General features: G+C 58.5%; 18 protein-coding genes, 1 tRNA gene and 1 pseudogene. 7 read left to right on the top strand and 13 right to left on the bottom strand.

What is annotated here, in order from left to right; translation table 11 throughout:
- Positions 1–419 precede the first annotated feature (419 nt).
- From PMI37_RS02770 to dapA, 5 genes are all read right to left on the bottom strand, one after another.
- Positions 420–509 (bottom strand) — tRNA-Ser (locus PMI37_RS02770).
- Between the two features lie 83 nt (positions 510–592).
- Positions 593–1306, bottom strand: a complete 714-nt coding sequence (purC, locus tag PMI37_RS02765) for a phosphoribosylaminoimidazolesuccinocarboxamide synthase (protein ID WP_008077821.1) — start codon at positions 1304–1306, stop codon at positions 593–595.
- Between the two features lie 28 nt (positions 1307–1334).
- Positions 1335–2096, bottom strand: coding sequence for an MBL fold metallo-hydrolase (locus PMI37_RS02760; protein WP_008077820.1), 762 nt, complete (start codon positions 2094–2096; stop codon positions 1335–1337).
- Between the two features lie 6 nt (positions 2097–2102).
- Positions 2103–3218: an outer membrane protein assembly factor BamC gene (gene bamC / locus PMI37_RS02755; RefSeq protein WP_008077818.1), complete on the bottom strand. Its 1116-nt coding sequence runs from the start codon at positions 3216–3218 to the stop codon at positions 2103–2105.
- Between the two features lie 17 nt (positions 3219–3235).
- Entirely contained in the window at positions 3236–4114 is an 879-nt protein-coding gene (dapA, locus tag PMI37_RS02750) for a 4-hydroxy-tetrahydrodipicolinate synthase (RefSeq protein ID WP_008077816.1), read from the bottom strand.
- 328 nt (positions 4115–4442) lie between these two features.
- On the opposite strand from dapA, the gene PMI37_RS02745 reads away from it, so the two are divergent.
- Together PMI37_RS02745 and PMI37_RS31090 are read left to right on the top strand one after the other, a co-directional pair.
- A complete protein-coding gene (locus PMI37_RS02745) occupies positions 4443–5003 on the top strand; it encodes a glycine cleavage system protein R (protein ID WP_008077813.1) in 561 nt (186 codons plus the stop codon).
- Positions 5004–5013: 10 nt separating this feature from the next.
- Positions 5014–5484, top strand: a pseudogene (locus PMI37_RS31090) (peroxiredoxin); the annotation flags it as partial.
- Positions 5485–5595: 111 nt separating this feature from the next.
- Here PMI37_RS31090 and PMI37_RS02740 read toward each other — a convergent pair.
- Both PMI37_RS02740 and PMI37_RS02735 read right to left on the bottom strand, forming a co-directional pair.
- Positions 5596–6666, bottom strand: a complete 1071-nt coding sequence (locus PMI37_RS02740; protein ID WP_008077810.1) for an AI-2E family transporter — start codon at positions 6664–6666, stop codon at positions 5596–5598.
- A 32-nt stretch (positions 6667–6698) separates the two neighbouring features.
- Positions 6699–6938: a sulfurtransferase TusA family protein gene (locus PMI37_RS02735; protein ID WP_008077809.1), complete on the bottom strand. Its 240-nt coding sequence runs from the start codon at positions 6936–6938 to the stop codon at positions 6699–6701.
- A gap of 99 nt (positions 6939–7037) precedes the next feature.
- On the opposite strand from PMI37_RS02735, the gene PMI37_RS02730 reads away from it, so the two are divergent.
- Positions 7038–8471: a M48 family metalloprotease gene (locus tag PMI37_RS02730; protein WP_008077808.1), complete on the top strand. Its 1434-nt coding sequence runs from the start codon at positions 7038–7040 to the stop codon at positions 8469–8471.
- Positions 8472–8551: 80 nt separating this feature from the next.
- Here PMI37_RS02730 and PMI37_RS02725 read toward each other — a convergent pair whose 3' ends face one another.
- Complete coding sequence (locus tag PMI37_RS02725) at positions 8552–9985, bottom strand: DegQ family serine endoprotease (RefSeq protein WP_008077807.1); 1434 nt, start codon at positions 9983–9985, stop codon at positions 8552–8554.
- A 34-nt stretch (positions 9986–10019) separates the two neighbouring features.
- On the opposite strand from PMI37_RS02725, the gene PMI37_RS32005 reads away from it, so the two are divergent.
- Positions 10020–10181 carry a hypothetical protein gene (locus PMI37_RS32005; protein WP_008077806.1) on the top strand — a complete coding sequence of 54 codons (162 nt, stop codon included), beginning with the start codon at positions 10020–10022 and terminating at the stop codon, positions 10179–10181.
- An 11-nt stretch (positions 10182–10192) separates the two neighbouring features.
- On the opposite strand, the gene PMI37_RS02720 is transcribed toward PMI37_RS32005, so the two are convergent.
- The 3 genes from PMI37_RS02720 to rpoE are packed head-to-tail and all read right to left on the bottom strand — an operon-like array spanning position 10193 to position 12366.
- Positions 10193–11158, bottom strand: coding sequence for a MucB/RseB C-terminal domain-containing protein (locus PMI37_RS02720; protein WP_008077805.1), 966 nt, complete (start codon positions 11156–11158; stop codon positions 10193–10195).
- 8 nt (positions 11159–11166) lie between these two features.
- Positions 11167–11754 carry a sigma-E factor negative regulatory protein gene (locus PMI37_RS02715; RefSeq protein ID WP_008077804.1) on the bottom strand — a complete coding sequence of 196 codons (588 nt, stop codon included), beginning with the start codon at positions 11752–11754 and terminating at the stop codon, positions 11167–11169.
- 30 nt (positions 11755–11784) lie between these two features.
- Positions 11785–12366, bottom strand: a complete 582-nt coding sequence (rpoE, locus tag PMI37_RS02710; RefSeq protein ID WP_003172477.1) for an RNA polymerase sigma factor RpoE — start codon at positions 12364–12366, stop codon at positions 11785–11787.
- 559 nt (positions 12367–12925) lie between these two features.
- Between rpoE and nadB the strand changes: the two genes are divergently transcribed.
- Complete coding sequence (gene nadB, locus PMI37_RS02705; RefSeq protein WP_008077803.1) at positions 12926–14542, top strand: L-aspartate oxidase; 1617 nt, start codon at positions 12926–12928, stop codon at positions 14540–14542.
- Here the strand turns inward: nadB and PMI37_RS02700 are convergent.
- Positions 14511–14963 (bottom strand): protein YgfX, encoded by a 453-nt coding sequence (locus PMI37_RS02700; RefSeq protein ID WP_045122945.1) that lies wholly within the window; start codon positions 14961–14963, stop codon positions 14511–14513. The two genes, nadB and PMI37_RS02700, sit on opposite strands and share 32 nt — an antisense overlap.
- Positions 14947–15201 (bottom strand): FAD assembly factor SdhE, encoded by a 255-nt coding sequence (locus PMI37_RS02695; RefSeq protein WP_008077801.1) that lies wholly within the window; start codon positions 15199–15201, stop codon positions 14947–14949. The genes PMI37_RS02700 and PMI37_RS02695 overlap by 17 nt, the downstream gene beginning before the upstream one ends.
- Before the next feature lie 150 nt (positions 15202–15351).
- Here PMI37_RS02695 and ygfZ point away from each other — a divergent pair, with 150 nt between their 5' ends.
- Both ygfZ and PMI37_RS02685 read left to right on the top strand, forming a co-directional pair.
- Positions 15352–16293 (top strand): CAF17-like 4Fe-4S cluster assembly/insertion protein YgfZ, encoded by a 942-nt coding sequence (gene ygfZ / locus PMI37_RS02690; RefSeq protein ID WP_008077798.1) that lies wholly within the window; start codon positions 15352–15354, stop codon positions 16291–16293.
- Positions 16294–16328: 35 nt separating this feature from the next.
- Complete coding sequence (locus tag PMI37_RS02685) at positions 16329–17150, top strand: HDOD domain-containing protein (protein ID WP_008077797.1); 822 nt, start codon at positions 16329–16331, stop codon at positions 17148–17150.
- Positions 17151–17270: the final 120 nt, after the last annotated feature.

The following is a 17270-nucleotide window of genomic DNA, read 5'->3' as shown; positions in this document are numbered from 1 at the left end:
GAATTAGTTGACCACTGCACCCGCCGCGAGGAACAGAGACTCTATACGTGTGCATTCCAATGTTGCGGGTTTCGGTCTTGAAAATATGGCTCTGAGAGTACCAAGCTGCTTATTGTTCATAGTATTACATCATGATACCGCACAGGAAATTGGCATCCGCGAATACCTGTTACGGATGCGTGAAGCGCCCTCTTGGCACAAACAGAAACGCCGCTTGTCCAAAAATGGGAAGCGGTATTGTCGGTTATGCATTTAAGCGGGTATCAGGATAATTGAGTAAACAGTGGCCAGGTTGTAGGCAAACTCTGAGAGTCATGTACGAACAGACATCAGCCACGGTATCCAGGAGTTATCGTTTCAATGACACTGGAAACAAAAAAGCCCCGCAGCTTCTCAGCTACGGGGCTTTTTCTATGTAATGGCGGAGAGATAGGGATTCGAACCCTAGGTACCGGTGAAGGTACAACGGATTTCGAATCCGTCCCATTCGGCCACTCTGGCATCTCTCCAACGGCGCGCATCATAACAACACTTTTACCGAAAGCAAACCCTCTTTCGAAAATTTCTTCGTGCTATCAGATGCTTGCGTCGATTAAAGCGGTACACCCAGACGATTGGCGACTTCTTCGTAGGCTTCGATGACGTCACCGAGGCCCTGGCGGAAGCGGTCTTTGTCCATCTTCTTCTTGGTGTCCTTGTCCCACAGACGGCAGCCGTCGGGGCTGAACTCGTCGCCGAGGACGATGGAGCCGTCGCTGAACACGCCGAATTCAAGCTTGAAGTCGACCAGCAGCAGGCCGGCGTCGTCGAACAGCTTGGTCAGCACTTCGTTGACCTTGAGCGACAGTTCTTTCATGCGAACCAGTTGCTCGGCAGTGCCCCAACCGAATGCCACAACGTGGGATTCGTTGATGAACGGGTCGCCCTTGGCGTCGTCCTTGAGGAACAGCTCGAAGGTGTAAGGATTGAGCTTCAGGCCTTCTTCGACGCCCAGACGCTTGACCAGGCTGCCGGCGGCGTAGTTACGCACGACGCACTCGACCGGGATCATGTCGAGTTTCTTCACCAGGACTTCGTTGTCAGCCAGCAGTTTGTCGAATTGGGTCGGAATGCCGGCCGCTTCGAGTTTCTGCATGATGAAGGCGTTGAACTTGTTGTTGACCATGCCTTTGCGGTCGAGCTGCTCGATGCGCTTGCCGTCGAACGCCGAGGTGTCGTTGCGAAACAGCAGGATCAAGCGGTCAGCGTCGTCGGTCTTGTAAACCGATTTGGCTTTGCCGCGGTAGAGTTCTTCACGTTTTTCCATGATGGGCTCCGCTTGCTAAGTAGGTGGGCTAGGCGATGTGGCGCCAGTCGAGCCCTGAATCTTGATCGGCCAGTTGCAGCCAGTCCGGGTCGCACCCGAGGGTGTCGACAAAACATTGCCGGGCCAGCTGCGGCAGGTTGTTCTTGCTGCTCAGATGAGCCAGGACAAGGTGTTGCAAGCCCTGCCAGCCCAACTCGGACACCAGGAATGCCGCCTGATGGTTGTTCAAATGTCCCAGCTCGCCGCCCACCCGTTGCTTGAGAAAGTACGGGTAGTGCCCACGGGCCAGCATGTCACGACAATGGTTGGACTCGATCATCAGCGCATCGAGATCCCGATAACCGTCCAGCACCCGCTCGCAGTAGGAACCCAGGTCGGTCAGCAGGCCGAAGCGCCGCTGCTCTTGATCACTGAAGACATACTGAGTCGGTTCCTGCGCATCATGGGCCACGGCAATGACCCCGATGTTCAGTGCACCGATCTGCAGTTGCTCGCCGCCGGCCAGAAAGCCTGCGGGTTCTATCGGTTTGCGCATCCCGCGCAGGGTGCCGCGACTGAGGTAGACCGGTAGATTGTAGCGCCGAGACAGTAAACCCACGCCATGCACGTGGTCGGCATGTTCGTGGGTTACGAGTATCGCGCTCAATTGCGCCGGGTTCACACCCAGGCGCAACAGGCGTTTTTCGGTTTCCCGCAGGGAAAAACCACAATCCACCAGCACATACGTATCAGCACTGGCGATCAGCGTGCCGTTCCCTTGGCTACCGCTGCCGAGAACGGCAAAACGCATGGTTGATCAGCCCAGGTTGTCCTGAATCACGCTCAGCACTTTGCGCGCCACTTCAGCCGGCGCGACGGTGTTGATGTTTTTCTCGACGGTCACCTGAATGTTCTCGCCAACCTTGCTCAGGCGAACCTGATAACGCTCGGCACGGGATTCAACTTCTTCCTTGGTCGGCGCACTGCCGAACAGGCTGCTGAAGAAACCAGGCTTGTCGTCTTTCTTCTCGGCTTTTTCGGCCAGGTTGATGTAGTACAGGCCGAGGCTGCGGTTGATGTCTTCAACGCGCCATTCGCCTTGTTCCAGTGCACGGCCAACGCTTGACCAGGCACGATCCAGATCGGTACCAACGTTCAACACCGGGTTACCGCTGCCGTCTTCGCTGAGGCTGACACGGCTCGGCGTATCGAAATCACGCGAAGCCAACATCGACACCGAACCGCCCTTCTCGGAGATCCGGCTCATGCTCGCGAGCATGTCGTCGACCAGCGCTGCGTCCAGGCCAGTGTTGACCGAACGGTTGGTGAAATCGACATCGGCGGTGCTGCCGGCAGGACGCTCGGCGCTGACCACGTAGATTTCACTGGTGTTGCGCTGCACGCCTGGCTCGATACGCACACGCACGCGGGTTTCGCTGTCGCTGGCGATACCGGCTGCGCTCAGGCGCTTGGCCATCGACGCGGACAGTTCGTCGGAATGCTGCCAGGTGGTGGTGAATTCACCGGTCTGCGGGCGCTGTTCGTCCAGACGGAAACCGTTGTCCTGGAAGAACTGCACCGCCACTGGCCAGACTTCGGCCGGTGGATGCTGGGCCACGACCCAACGCGAATCACCGCTCTTCTGCAGCGAGTAATCGCTGGCATCGGCAACGGCCGACAGCGGCTGAGGACGCGGCACAATGTATTCGCCCTTGGCGGTGTCATCAGCGACGTTGCGCGGGATCGGCAGCAGCGGATCCAGACGTTTGGAAGTGTTGACATCCGGTGGCAGTTGCATCGGTGCAGTCTGTTGCGCTTCCAGGTAATCGCTACCACGGTCACGGAAATAACCTTCCGGGCCCCAGACCCATCCGCAGCCACTGGTGCTGGAGATAATCAAGGCAAGTGCGGAAAGTCCGGCCATTCGCTTCATGCGTTGTACTTCCTCAATTAAACCAGGACGCTGCACTGGCGCAGGGCCGAGCGCAGCGTTTCATGACAAGGTGTGCTCAGCCAGGTCAGCGGCAAGCGGATGCCTTCGTGCATAAGGCCCATTTCAACCAGAGCCCACTTCACCGGAATCGGGTTGGCTTCGATGAACAGGTCTTTGTGCAGCGGCATCAGTTTTTCGTTGATTGCCCGTGCGGTGTCGGCGTCGCCCTTGAGAGCGGCCTCGCACAGGTCGGCCATCTCGCGCGGGGCGACGTTGGCAGTCACGGAGATGTTGCCTTTGCCGCCCAGCAGGATCAGTTCAACGGCGGTCGGATCATCGCCGGACAACACGATGAAATCCTTGCTCACACCATCGATGATCGCTTTGGCGCGCTTCAGGTCGCCAGTGGCTTCCTTGATACCGATGATGTTCGGCACGGTAGACAGGCGAATCACGGTCTCGGCCTGCATGTCGCAAGAGGTGCGGCCCGGAACGTTGTAGAGAATCTGTGGAATGTCGACCGATTCAGCGATGTGCTTGAAGTGCCGGTACAGACCTTCCTGAGTCGGCTTGTTGTAGTACGGAACGACCAGCAGGCAGGCATCGGCGCCGGCTTCTTTGGCGTTGCGGGTCAGCTCGACGGCTTCGCGGGTCGAGTTGGCGCCAGTGCCGGCGATGACCGGGATACGCCCGGCAACCTGTTTGACCACGGCTTTGATGACGGCGATGTGTTCTTCTACATCAAGGGTTGCCGACTCGCCGGTAGTACCGACCGCGACAATGGCATGGGTGCCGTTCTTGAGATGGAAGTCCACGAGTTTGCTGAGGCTGTCCCAGTCAAGACGCCCTTGTGCATCCATGGGAGTGACCAGTGCCACCATACTGCCCGCAATCATGAAACCGCTCCTGCCGGAAAAAGAGAGCGGTAATGGTACTGGCGCCAAGATGCTTGCACAAGCGAAGTACTGCGCTGCCGCCATTCCCCTTGGCGCCGCTTTTCGCTACCCTTCAGACTTTGATCGGTACTGATCAGCTTGTACGCCGGGTTCCAGCCTCCCTTTACGGCCTCCCAGACCCCGTTCCTGCGTCGCATCGACGCGCTCCCGCTATAGTGGAGCGAGCCGCGAGCGCTTGCCGGGCCTCTCTGCAAGGATAGCCATAACAGGCACTCCCGGCGGCAAACGTCCGTAACCTACCGACCGCTCATCGCTTTAGGAATGCTGCATGTCCACCCCCACAGTTCGCGAACAATTCCTTGTCATCAGTGCCCTCGGCGCCAACCCCATGGAGCTGACTAACGTCCTGTGCCGCGCCAGCCATGAAAATCGCTGCGCCGTGGTTACTTCGCGCCTGACTCGCCACGGCGAATGCAGTGCGCTGATCCTTGAGGTCTCCGGCAGCTGGGACGCCCTCGCTCGCCTGGAAGGCAGCTTGCCGAGCCTGTCCAAAAAACACGCCTTCACCGTTAACGTAGTGCGCAGCGCGCCGCTGGAAAATCGTCCGCAGGCCCTGCCGTATGTGGCTTATGTGAGTTCGGCGTATCGCCCGGACATCATCAATGAACTGTGCCAGTTCTTCATGGACCATAACGTCGAACTGGAAAACCTGACCTGCGACACGTATCAGGCACCACAGACCGGCGGCACCATGCTCAACGCCACGTTCACCGTGACCCTGCCGGCCGGCACCCAGATCAGTTGGCTGCGCGACCAGTTCCTCGACTTCTCCGATGCGATGAACCTGGACGCGCTGATCGAGCCTTGGCGCCCACAGAACCCAATGTAAGGAAGCTTTCATGGCCGTTGTCATCGACCAACCGGTTGCCGATTTCGAAGCACCTGCCACCAGCGGGCAAACCGTCAGCCTGTCTGCCCTGAAGGGCAAGCAAGTGGTGATCTACTTCTACCCGAAGGACAGCACGCCGGGCTGCACTACCGAAGGCCAGGGCTTTCGTGATCAGTACGCGGCGTTCCAGGCTGTCAACACCGAAATCTTCGGTATCTCCCGCGACAGCTTGAAGTCCCACGAGAACTTCAAGTGCAAGCAGGAGTTTCCGTTCGAGTTGATCAGCGACAAGGACGAGGCCGTTTGCCAGTTGTTCGACGTGATCAAGTTGAAGAAGCTGTACGGCAAGGAATACCTGGGCGTTGATCGCAGCACCTTCCTGATTGATAAGGACGGCGTGCTGCGTCAGGAATGGCGCGGTGTGAAAGTGCCGGGGCATGTTGATGCGGTGTTGGCTGCTGCTCAGGCGCTGAACAAGGCCAAAGATCAAAAGATCGCAGCCTGCGGCAGCTCCTACATGAGTTGCGCCATCGCTAAATATGCGATTGGATATCGAATCTGTAGGAGCTGCCGAAGGCTGCGATCTGTTGCTTTAAAGCAGCGGCGAAACTTCAGGCTCCTTGCGCGGCCACGCATCCAGCACCGCCTTGAACAGCGTCGCCAGCGGGATCGCAAAGAACACGCCCCAAAACCCCCACAACCCGCCAAACAACAGCACCGCGCAGATAATTGCCACCGGGTGCAAGTTGACCGCCTCCGAGAACAGTAACGGCACCAGCACGTTGCCATCCAGTGTCTGGATGATCCCGTAGACCGCCATCAGATAGATGAACTGATCGCTCCAACCCCACTGGAACAGCGCAATCAGCAGCACCGGCACGGTCACCACCACCGCACCGACATACGGCACCACCACCGAAACCCCCACCAATAACGCCAGCAGCGCCGCATAGTTGAGCCCGAGGGCGACGAACGCGACGTAAGTCACGCCGCCACAAATGACGATCTCGATGACCTTGCCGCGGATGTAATTGGCGATCTGACGGTTCATTTCCTGCGCGACCCGGGTAATCAGCGCACGCTCACGCGGCAGGTAACCGCGCACCCATTCGCCGATCATCACCCGATCCTTGAGGAAGAAAAACACCAGGATCGGCACCAGCACCAGATAGATCATGATGTTGACCAACAGCGGCAGGCTCGACAGCGAAAAGGTCAGCGCCCACTGACCGAACTTGCCGATCTCGCCACGCGCCGCCTCGATGGCCTGCAACACTTGCTCGTCGGAGACCAGGTGCGGATAACGCTCCGGCAACAATAAAAGCAACGATTGCCACTTGGCGAGCATGCCCGGCAGCTCGTTGAACAGCGTGATCAATTGATGCCAAAGCAGCGGCAATACCACGACGATGAACAGCAGCAACACGCCCATGAACAGCGCAAACACCAGACCCACCGCCGCACCACCCGGCACGCGCAAGCGCTCAAGGGTGACGACCAGCCCTTGCATCAGGTACGCCAGCACCATCCCAGCCAACACCGGCGCGAGCATGCCGCCGAGGGTGAGCACGGCGGTGAAGGCGAGAAACAGCAGCACCGCCAGCACCACGGCTTCTTCGTCGGAGAAGTAACGCTGAATCCAGTCGCGTAACACTTTGAACATCAATAATCCTTAGGTCTTTTACGCAGTCGCTTTCAGGCTTTTTTCAACCAGTAACGGTAAACGCCGGCGTCGTCTTCTTCGCGCAGCAGCGTATGACCGGCCAATTTGGCAAAGGTGCGAAAGTCGCGTTGCGAGCCGGCATCGGTGGCAATTACCTTGAGCACCGCGCCACTCTGGAGCTTGTTGAGTTCCATTTTTGCCTTGAGCAACGGCAACGGACAACTCAGGCCACTGGCGTCCAGTTCCACGTCATGGGCTACAGCGTCGGTCATTGCGTCACTCCGGTTCAGGTCTGTCGAGCTGCCTAGAATATCTGGTCGCAAGCCCGGTGTCCGGCTACAGTAAGGTCTTTGTCTTCTAAGGCTTTGTGCATGACTTTTCTGCGCCCTACCCTGCTGACGCTCGCTTGCCTGCTCGCCTCACCGGGCTTTGCCGACGATCTGCCGTCACTCGGCGACGCCAGTTCTGCCATTGTCTCACCGCAACAGGAATATCAGCTTGGCCGCGCGTGGCTGGCGATGTTGCGCAGCCAGGTTTCACAGCTCAATGATCCGCAGCTCAAGGACTACGTCGAGTCCAGCGTGTACAAGCTGGTGGAAACCAGCCAGGTAACCGACCGACGTCTCGAATTTATTCTGATCAACAGCCCGCAGCTCAACGCCTTCGCGGCGCCGGGCGGCGTGGTCGGGGTCAACGGCGGCTTGTTCCTCAACGCACAGACCGAGGGCGAATACGCTTCGGTACTCGCGCACGAATTGGCTCACTTGTCGCAACGCCACTTTGCTCGCGGCGTCGAAGCCTCGCAGCGCATGCAGGTGCCGATGATGGCTGCATTGTTGGCCGGCATCGTCATTGCGGCGGCGGGCGGCGGTGATGCCGGGATCGCGGCCATCGCCGGCACCCAGGCGGCGGCGATTCAGTCGCAACGCACGTTCTCGCGGCAGAACGAACAGGAAGCAGACCGCATCGGCATCCTCAATCTGGAAAAGGCCGGCTACGATCCGCGCTCGATGCCGACCATGTTCGAACGCTTGATGCGTCAGTACCGTTTCGACGCCAAACCTCCGGAATTCCTGCTGACTCACCCGGTTACCGAATCGCGTATCGCCGACACCCGCAACCGCGCCGAACAGGCGAAACCGGGCGGCATCGAAGACAGCATGCGCTATCAATTGATTCGTGCGCGCGTGCAGTTGATCTACGAAGAAACCCCAGGCCTGGGCGCCAAGCGTTTCCGCGCACAACTGGATGAGAACCCGCAAAACGATGTGGCCCGCTACGGTCTGGCAATCGCTCAGATAAAGGGGGGCCAGTTGAATGAAGCGCGCGAGAACCTGAAACAGCTGCTGGCCAAATCGCCCAACGAGATCATCTACAATCTCGCGCAGGTTGATCTGGACATCACCAACAATCGCCTGCCCGACGCACAATCGCGTGTCGACCGGATGCTCACGCAGTATCCGGGCAACTACCCGCTGAATCAGGTGCGCGTAGATTTGCTGCTGAAGCAAAATCGCTCCGCCGATGCGGAGAAGGCACTGGAAGGCCTGCTGAAGTCGCGCCCGAACGATCCGGACGTCTGGTATCAGGTCGCCGAAACCCGTGGCTTGTCGGGCAACATCATCGGCCTGCATCAGGCGCGTGCCGAGTACTTTGCGCTGGTTGGCGATTACCGCCAGGCGATCCAGCAGCTCGACTTCGCCAAGCGCAAGGCGGGTAACAACTTCCCGTTGTCGTCTCGCATCGATGCCCGCCAGCGCGAGCTGATGGAGCAGGAACGCATGATCAAGGACATGATGGGCTGAGTTTCATCCAGCAACACAAAACCTTCGGACACAAAAAAACCGCCTCTTTCGAGGCGGTTTTTTTTTACCTTGCCGCTGGTTTATTCAGCCAGTTTGAAGGTGATGAAGCTGGCGCGACCTTGACGCAGAACCCGCATCGATACCGAGCGATTCTTCGGCAGCGCCTTGGCGATCTCGCCGAACTCCTTGGTGGAGCCGATGGCCTGGTTGTTCAGGTGCGTGATCACATCACCCGGTTGCAGACCGATCAGGGCAGCCGGGCCGTCCTGCACTTCCTTGATCACCACACCACCCTTGAGGTCGTAGGTTTTCTTCTGCTCAGCGGTCAGCTCGCCAACGGCAACACCGAGACGGTTGCTGGTGGTTTCAGCGCCGGACTTCGGCAGTGCATCCAGTTCTTTGTCTTCGTCCGGGATGGCGCCAACAGTCAGTTCGACGTTCTTGCGCTTGCCTTCACGAATCACTTCCAGATTGGCCTTGGCGCCAGCCTTCAGCGCACCGACAAGATGTGGCAGGTCAGCGGACATGACGATAGGCTGGCCGTTCATGCTCAGGATCACGTCACCCACTTGCAGGCCGCCCTTGGCTGCCGGACCGTCATCCTGGATTTGTGCCACCAGCGCACCGGCCGGTTTGTCCAAACCGAACGACTCGGCCAGATCCTTGTTCACTTCCTGGATGACCACGCCCAGCCAGCCACGGCTGACCTTGCCACCGCTCTTGAGCTGATTGGATACGTCCATCGCTACATCGATCGGGATGGCGAACGACACGCCCATGAAGCCGCCGGAACGGGTGTAGATCTGCGAGTTGATCCCGACCACTTCACCGTTCAGGTTGAACAGCGGGCCACCGGAGTTACCCGGGTTGATCGGCACGTCGGTCTGGATGAACGGCACATAGTTTTCGTTCGGCAGGCTACGGCCTACGGCGCTGACGATGCCTTGGGTCACGGTGTGATCGAAACCAAACGGCGAGCCGATCGCGACAACCCACTGGCCGGCTTTCAGGTCCTGGGATTTACCCAGTTTGAGCACTGGCAGGTCTTTGCCTTCGATTTTCAGCAGGGCCACGTCGGAGCGCGGGTCGGTGCCGATCAGCTTGGCTTTCATTTCGCTGCGATCGGCCAGACGCACGAGGATTTCATCGGCATCGGCGATCACATGGTTATTGGTCAGGATGTAGCCATCCGAGGAAATGATGAAGCCCGAACCCAGCGACTGCGCTTCACGCTGACGGCCACCACCGCCCGGCGAACGCTGCTGAGGCGGCATGCCGCGTTCGAAGAACTCGCGCAACATCGGCGGCAAGCCTTCCAGATCCGGCATCTGCTGGTTCACTTTGCGATCCGGCAGTTTCTGCGTGGTACTGATGTTCACTACCGCAGGCGACGCTTGTTCGACCAATTGGGTGAAATCAGGCAGATCGGCTGCTTGCGCAGCAGGGATCGCCTGACCGAGCACCAGCACGGTGGCGAGAATGGAGAAATAAGACTTCAAGCTAGGTATCGACATACAGCTCCCGTTACGACGAGCAGGGTTAAGCGATATGGAGCAAGGAACACCGGAAACCACAGACCGGCATTTTTGTTCCGGCAACAACAAACAAGGCCAGAGCCGTGAGGCTCTGACCTATAAAAAACTTTCAAGTGATTTGCAAATGAAAATGCTCAGCAAACATTTCTACGTCTCGACGACGGAGTGGGAATGACTGAAATCAGCTCACTGCTTGCTGGTCGCAGCGCCATCGGTATTACGCATCGACAGAGCAATTCGTTCGGCGGTACCGATTGGAATCTCCCCGACCACCGTCACCATCATTTCGCCTTCAGGCGTTGTCAGGCGACGAGAAACAGCAACCGTTGGGCCCAACTGCGTGCGGGTGTCGGTAACAGTCGCACCGTTCAACGGCTCAAGGAATACCGAGAAACGCGCCAGACCGTCGTCATACAGCAAGCTGTTGACCTGAGTCTTGGTTTGCGGATCTTTGTGCGAATTACTGCTGGTCAATTCGAACCCTGGCGGCAGCCACTCCGAGTGCCAGACCTGAGCGGTTTTGACCGCAGAGGCCTTGTCACTGTCCAGCGCAATGGCCTTGCAGTCGGCGTCTGCTTGCAGATCTTTGTCCGACGGCACGTCGTCAGTGTTGAGGCTGGTGAACTGGAAGCGCTCAAGCAACTGCCCCTTGTCGTTCAACAGCAACGACTTCAATGGCAGGCCTGTCTTCTTGTCCAGATGCAGTTCAAAACCGTAGCGATGCTGGTCACGGGGCGTCAGCGCTACGATCACTGCGTCCCGCCCGGCCACGCGCGACTTGCCGATGACAGCAAGGTCATACCAGTTCTTCAGCTTTTGCGGATCGAGAGCACGAGCGGCAGAGTTGGGAGAATCCCCCAGCCCGGCGATCAGGGTGCCGCTGACGCATTGAGTATGTCCATCAATGCGCACGACTTCCTGAGCCGAGCCGTCGAGCTGAAGCAAACGCTCGCGGACCTGGCCATTCTGGACGCGGTGCCAGATGTTATGGGTAGAAAAACTACCGTTACGCTCGTAAACGAAGGTGCCGTGAAAGCTTTGCTGCTGCTCGGCCTGGCCCAGACGGGTCAACCAGTCCTGGGCCTCGTCGGCGTGGGCTGGAACAATGAACCAGCCACTCAGCAGAAGCGAAAGTAGAGGTATGGCGCGCATGATCCTCCTTAACGGTTTTCCAGGCTTGCTGCACGTGCGTATGGCAGCGCGCTTTCAGTGCCTTTCAGTGCAGCCTGTTGAGCGTGCTGACGCAGGTAACCTGGCAGACGCTGATCGTGCCAGCCCGGTTGACCTTGCAGTACGCCGTTGGCCATAGGGCCGGTGGCTTCGGAACTCTCACTATAGCCTGCCAGAACAGCCGGACCTTTCACCTGTGGGGTGGCCAGGGTTGGCTGATTGGATTGCTGAGCCAGTTCAACACCAGCGATTTCGTCCTGGTTGTACAGGCGAACACCGGCCAGAACGGCAACAGTTACCGAGGCGGCTACAGCCAGACGGCCGAGGTTACGCCATGGGCTACGCGATACTTTGGCCGGAGCCGTTTCGTCTTCCAGTGCAGCAGATACTGCCGCAGCGATGTCCAGACGTGGCAGCAGCAAATCCTTGTGCATAGCTGCCCGAGCGATCTGGTAACGAGCCCAGGTCTCACGGGTATCAACATCATCCAGTGCGCTAAGCACTCGACGCAATTCCAGTTCGTCCGCTTCGTTATCCATCACTGCGGACAGCGATTCCTGCAGGGCTTCACGACTCATGGCGTTCCTCTCTTGGCTGTCGCCGCTGTCTCAGTTTTCCTGCAACAACGGCTGCAGGGCTTTATCGATGGCCTCCCGAGCGCGGAAAATCCGGGAGCGCACGGTACCCACCGGACACTGCATGACGCTCGCAATGTCCTCGTAACTCAGACCATCGAATTCACGTAAAGTTAACGCCGTACGCAAATCCTCTGGCAGTTGCTGAATGGTTCGATGGACGGTGCCTTCGATCTCATCCCGCAGCAGTGCACGTTCTGGTGATTCGAGATCCTTGAGGCCGTGATCGCCATCGTAGAACTCTGCATCCTCTGAACTTACATCGCTATCCGGCGGCCGACGGCCGCGAGAAACCAGGTAGTTCTTCGCCGTGTTAATGGCAATACGGTACAGCCACGTATAAAACGCACTGTCGCCGCGAAAGTTTCCAAGTGCTCGATACGCCTTGATAAAGGCTTCCTGAGCCACGTCCTGGGCTTCATGGGTGTCGTGCACGAAACGCACGATCAACCCGAGAATCTTGTGCTGATATTTCAGCACCAACAGATCGAAAGCTCGCTTGTCGCCGCGTTGAACGCGCTCGACCAGCTGCTGATCCTCTTCCTGGGTTAGCATGAACACTCCTCGATAAGCCCGAAGGAGACTTGCATAACTAAACGACCAGACTTGCAAACATAGACTCGGGCTTTTCGCAAAAGTTCTCCCCCTCCAGGCAAGTTTCCTGCGGGCTCTGATTTGGCACGCACGAAAAACGCAGCGCGGGATAAACCGGCTGCGCGAATAATCTTGTTATCGGTTTCGCCGGCAGGAACCTCAACCACAGATTCCGCACTGAAGCCGATACTGTCCCTTGTTTCTGGCACCGTCTATTGATCTTGGGCCTTTGGCAAAAGTTCCAATTATTTATAGCCGTGCCGACCCGACAATGGGCAACCCTGGGCAGAAAAACACTGTTTCAGCGCCGATACAGTCGTCTTTTCCCGCCGCAGCCGAAAAAAACTTCCGACGAAGCACCCGCTTTTCCCCGTCACAGTAGTTTCACAATGCCATATGGGCCCGGCTATTGTGCCGCTCCACCCCTCTATATACTAGTGGGCTGTGTGGCTGACTTGACTCGCCGATCCAGGCGAATTGCGCCACCCCCGACCCGGGTCGCTTTGAGCGGAATCCTGTAATGAGCCAACAATTCCAACATGATGTTCTGGTCATTGGCAGCGGTGCTGCCGGTTTGAGTCTTGCGCTGACCCTGCCGGGTCATTTGCGCATTGCCGTTTTAAGCAAAGGCGATCTCGCCAACGGCTCCACTTTCTGGGCCCAGGGTGGCGTCGCTGCCGTTCTCGACGACACCGATACTGTCGAATCCCACGTCGACGACACCCTCAACGCCGGTGGCGGGCTGTGTCACGAAGACGCTGTGCGCTTCACCGTCGAGCACAGCCGTGAAGCCATTCAATGGTTGATCGACCAAGGCGTACCGTTCACCCGCGACGAACAGTCCGGCACGGAAGACGGCGGTTTCGAATTCCACCTGACCCGCGAAGGCGGTCACAGCCATCGGCGCATCATCCACGCCGCCGATGCCACCGGCGCGGCCATTTTCAAAACCCTGCTGGCCCAAGCCAAGGAGCGCTCAAACGTTGAACTGCTCGAACAGCGGGTTGCCGTCGATCTGATTACCGAACGCCGCCTGGGCATGGACGGCGATCGCTGCCTCGGCGCCTACGTGCTGAATCGCAAAACCGGCGAAGTCGACACCTACGGCGCACGCTTCGTGATTCTCGCCTCGGGTGGCGCGGCCAAGGTCTACCTCTATACCAGCAACCCGGACGGCGCTTGTGGCGACGGCATTGCCATGGCCTGGCGCTCTGGCTGCCGCGTGGCGAACCTGGAATTCAATCAGTTCCACCCGACCTGCCTCTATCACCCGCAAGCGAAAAGCTTCCTTATTACCGAAGCCCTGCGCGGCGAAGGCGCCCACTTGAAGCTGCCGAACGGCGAACGCTTCATGTACCGCTTCGACAAACGCGCCGAACTGGCCCCGCGAGATATCGTAGCCCGCGCCATCGACCATGAAATGAAGCGCCTGGGCATCGACTGCGTTTATCTCGACATCAGCCACAAGCCCGAAGATTTCATCAAGACGCACTTCCCGACTGTTTATGAGCGCTGCCTCGGTTTCGGCATCGACATCACTAAACAGCCAATCCCGGTTGTCCCCGCCGCGCATTACACCTGCGGCGGCGTGATGGTCGACCAGAGCGGCCGCACCGATGTGCCGGGCTTGTATGCCATCGGCGAAACCAGCTTCACCGGCCTGCATGGCGCCAACCGCATGGCCAGCAATTCGTTGCTGGAATGTTTCGTCTATGCCCGTTCGGCGGCGGCGGACATTCTCGCGCAACTGGACGATGTCGATGCGCCAAGCGCCCTGCCCGTCTGGGACGCCAGTCAGGTGACCGACTCTGATGAAGACGTGATCATCGCCCACAACTGGGATGAACTGCGCCGGTTCATGTGGGACTACGTCGGCATCGTGCGCACCAACAAGCGCCTGCAACGGGCGCAACATCGCGTGCGCCTGCTGCTGGACGAGATCGACGAGTTTTACAGCAACTATAAAGTCAGCCGCGACCTGATCGAGCTGCGCAATCTGGCGCAAGTCGCCGAATTGATGATCTGCTCAGCCATGGAACGCAAGGAAAGTCGCGGCCTGCATTACACCCTCGACTATCCGGACATGCTGCCCGAGGCACTCGACACTATTCTGGTGCCGCCCACCTACGTCGGCTGAACTTGAGCCGCACGCGCAGGCGTCGATGCACATCGGCGACCTGCGAGTCTCGCGGCACACAAACCGATCGTACCCGCCATTCCCCGCGCAAACGAAAGCGCAGCACTACGATCAGTGGCAGCGCCAGACTGTCCGGGCGCAGTTGCACCGCTTGCCAGCCCTTCGCCTGATTCCACAGCTGCCAGCCATCGGCGTCGCGGCGCAACCCGCAGAAAGCCGTTCGGTGAGTCAGCAGAATCTGTCGGGGCAATGTCCAGAACCCGTGGAGCAGACAGCCAAAAACCCCGAGCAGACTGGCCCAGAGTGGAATCGACAGAAGAAACAAAGCACCCAGGGCGAACGCCTGGGCCAACAGATACGCCGCCAGCAACTGCCCAGAGGCATGCCAGCGGCATTCGAACGTATTACTTGGGCTGGACACGATCCAGAATCATGCGAACCATGCGCTGCAATTCCGGATCTTCAGACTCGCTGCGCTCCATGAACCAGCCGAACATGTCCTGATCCTCGCACGTCAGCAGACGCACATACAGATCGCGATCCACCTCGTTCAACGTCGCGTAAACCTCCTTCACGAACGGCACCAGCAATACGTCAAGCTCAAGCATGCCGCGACGGCTGTGCCAAAAGAGGCGATTCAGTTCAACTTGTTCGACCATGGGGCCCTCCTCAAATTTGGCGGCAAGTATACAGCCCCGAGGCGGGTCGCACAGTCGGCTTTGGTCGGGCACCATCGATCCTTTATCAACTACCCATTTCAACAACGCGCCCTTATGATGTGCCCCAGTCTATTTACCCTGCGATGACCCATGGCCGATTCTGCTTTTTTCTGCACCCTGTCTCATGAAGGCGTTCTCGCGGTTCGCGGCGCGGATGCCGGAAAATTCCTGCAAGGCCAACTGACCTGCAACCTCAATTACCTCAGCGACACTCGCGCCAGCCTCGGCGCGCGTTGCACGCAGAAAGGCCGGATGCAGTCGAGTTTCCGCATTCTGCTCGAAGGTGACGGCGTGGTTCTGGCAATGGCCAGCGAGTTGCTCGAGCCGCAACTGGCGGACCTGAAAAAGTACGCGGTGTTCTCCAAGTCGAAACTGACCGATGAAAGTGCTGCCTGGGTGCGCTTCGGCCTGGAGCACGGTGACAGTGCCCTGACCAGCCTCGGTCTGGACTTGCCAACAGAAACCGACAGTGTGGTGCGCAACGAAGGCCTGATCGCGATTCGCGTCTCTCCGGATCGCGCCGAACTCTGGGTGCCTGCAGATCAGGCTGATGCGATCAAGACCAAACTGGCGGCAATCCTCGCGCAAGGTGAACTGAACCAATGGTTGCTGGGCCAGATCCGTGCCGGTATCGGTCAGGTCATGCCGAGCACCCGCGAGTTGTTCATCCCGCAGATGCTCAACCTGCAAGCTGTCGGCGGCGTGAGTTTCAAGAAAGGCTGCTACACCGGCCAGGAAATCGTCGCGCGCATGCAGTACCTGGGCAAACTCAAGCGTCGCCTGTATCGCTTGAGCCTGAACGCCACCGAACTGCCGGAGCCAGGCACACAACTGTTTGCGCCGAGCCACAACAGCGCCATCGGTGAAGTGGTACTGGCCGCCAGCACAGGCGAAAACATTGAACTCCTGGCGGTGCTGCAAGCCGAAGCTGCCGAAGCCGGTGATTTGCATCTGGGCGCCCTCGAAGGCCCTGCGCTGCACCTGCTCGACCTGCCGTATGAACTGGATCGCGACCGCGAAATCCAGCGCTGATCGCAGCATTTGTTGCAACACCCTAGAGAGTCTAAATGAGCGAACTGGCGGAAAAGGTCCAACAGGATTTGGTTGAGGCCATCGATAACGATGACCTGGTTCTGCCCACGTTGCCGGAAGTGGCCCTGCAAATTCGCAAGGCCGCTGAAGACCCGGAAATCAGCGTCAGCGATTTGAGTAAAGTCATCGGCCGGGACACGGCGCTGTCGGCGCGCCTGATCAAAGTGGTCAACAGCCCGTTGCTGCGCGCCGCGCAGGAAGTCACCGACCTGCACACCGCCATCACCCGGTTGGGAATCAACTACAGCAGCAACCTGGCGATCGGCCTGGTGATGGAGCAGATTTTCCACGCGCGCTCCGAGGTGGTCGAACAGAAAATGCGTGAAGTCTGGCGCAGCAGTCTGGAGATCGCCGGGGTCAGCTACGCGCTGTGCCGTCGCCACACCCAACTCAAGCCGGATCAAGCGGCGCTGGGGGGGCTGGTGCATCAGATCGGCGTGCTACCGATTCTGACGTACGCCGAAGATCACTACGAACTGCTGTCGGATCCGGTCAGCCTCAACCATGTAATCGACCACATTCATCCGTTGCTCGGCGACAAACTGCTGCGCGTCTGGGAGTTTCCCGAACGATTGGTGGAACTGCCGGGGCTGTATCAGGATTTCAAGCGCGATTCGGCGGAGATCGATTACGTCGATCTGGTGCAAGTGGCGAGCCTGTATTGCCACAAGGGCACCGATCATCCGTTTGCGCGGATTGATCCGTTGAGCGTGCCGGCGTTCAGGAAGCTTGGGATTGACCCGGACAACAAGGAACTGTGCGCGGATCTGGAAGAATCGCGGACGATGTTTTACTAAAATTTGTGGCGAGGGGATTTATCCCCGATGGGTTGCGAAGCGACCCTAAAATCAGTCGACTCGGTTTACCTGACACACCGTAAATTGAGGAATTGCGGCTGCTGCGCAGCCGATCGGGGA

The sequence above is a fragment of the Pseudomonas sp. GM80 genome (genome assembly GCF_000282515.1).
Taxonomy (GTDB): Bacteria; Pseudomonadota; Gammaproteobacteria; order Pseudomonadales; family Pseudomonadaceae; genus Aquipseudomonas.
The sequence above is the reverse complement of the archived record's forward strand: the minus strand, read 5'-3'. Positions and strand labels throughout refer to the sequence as shown.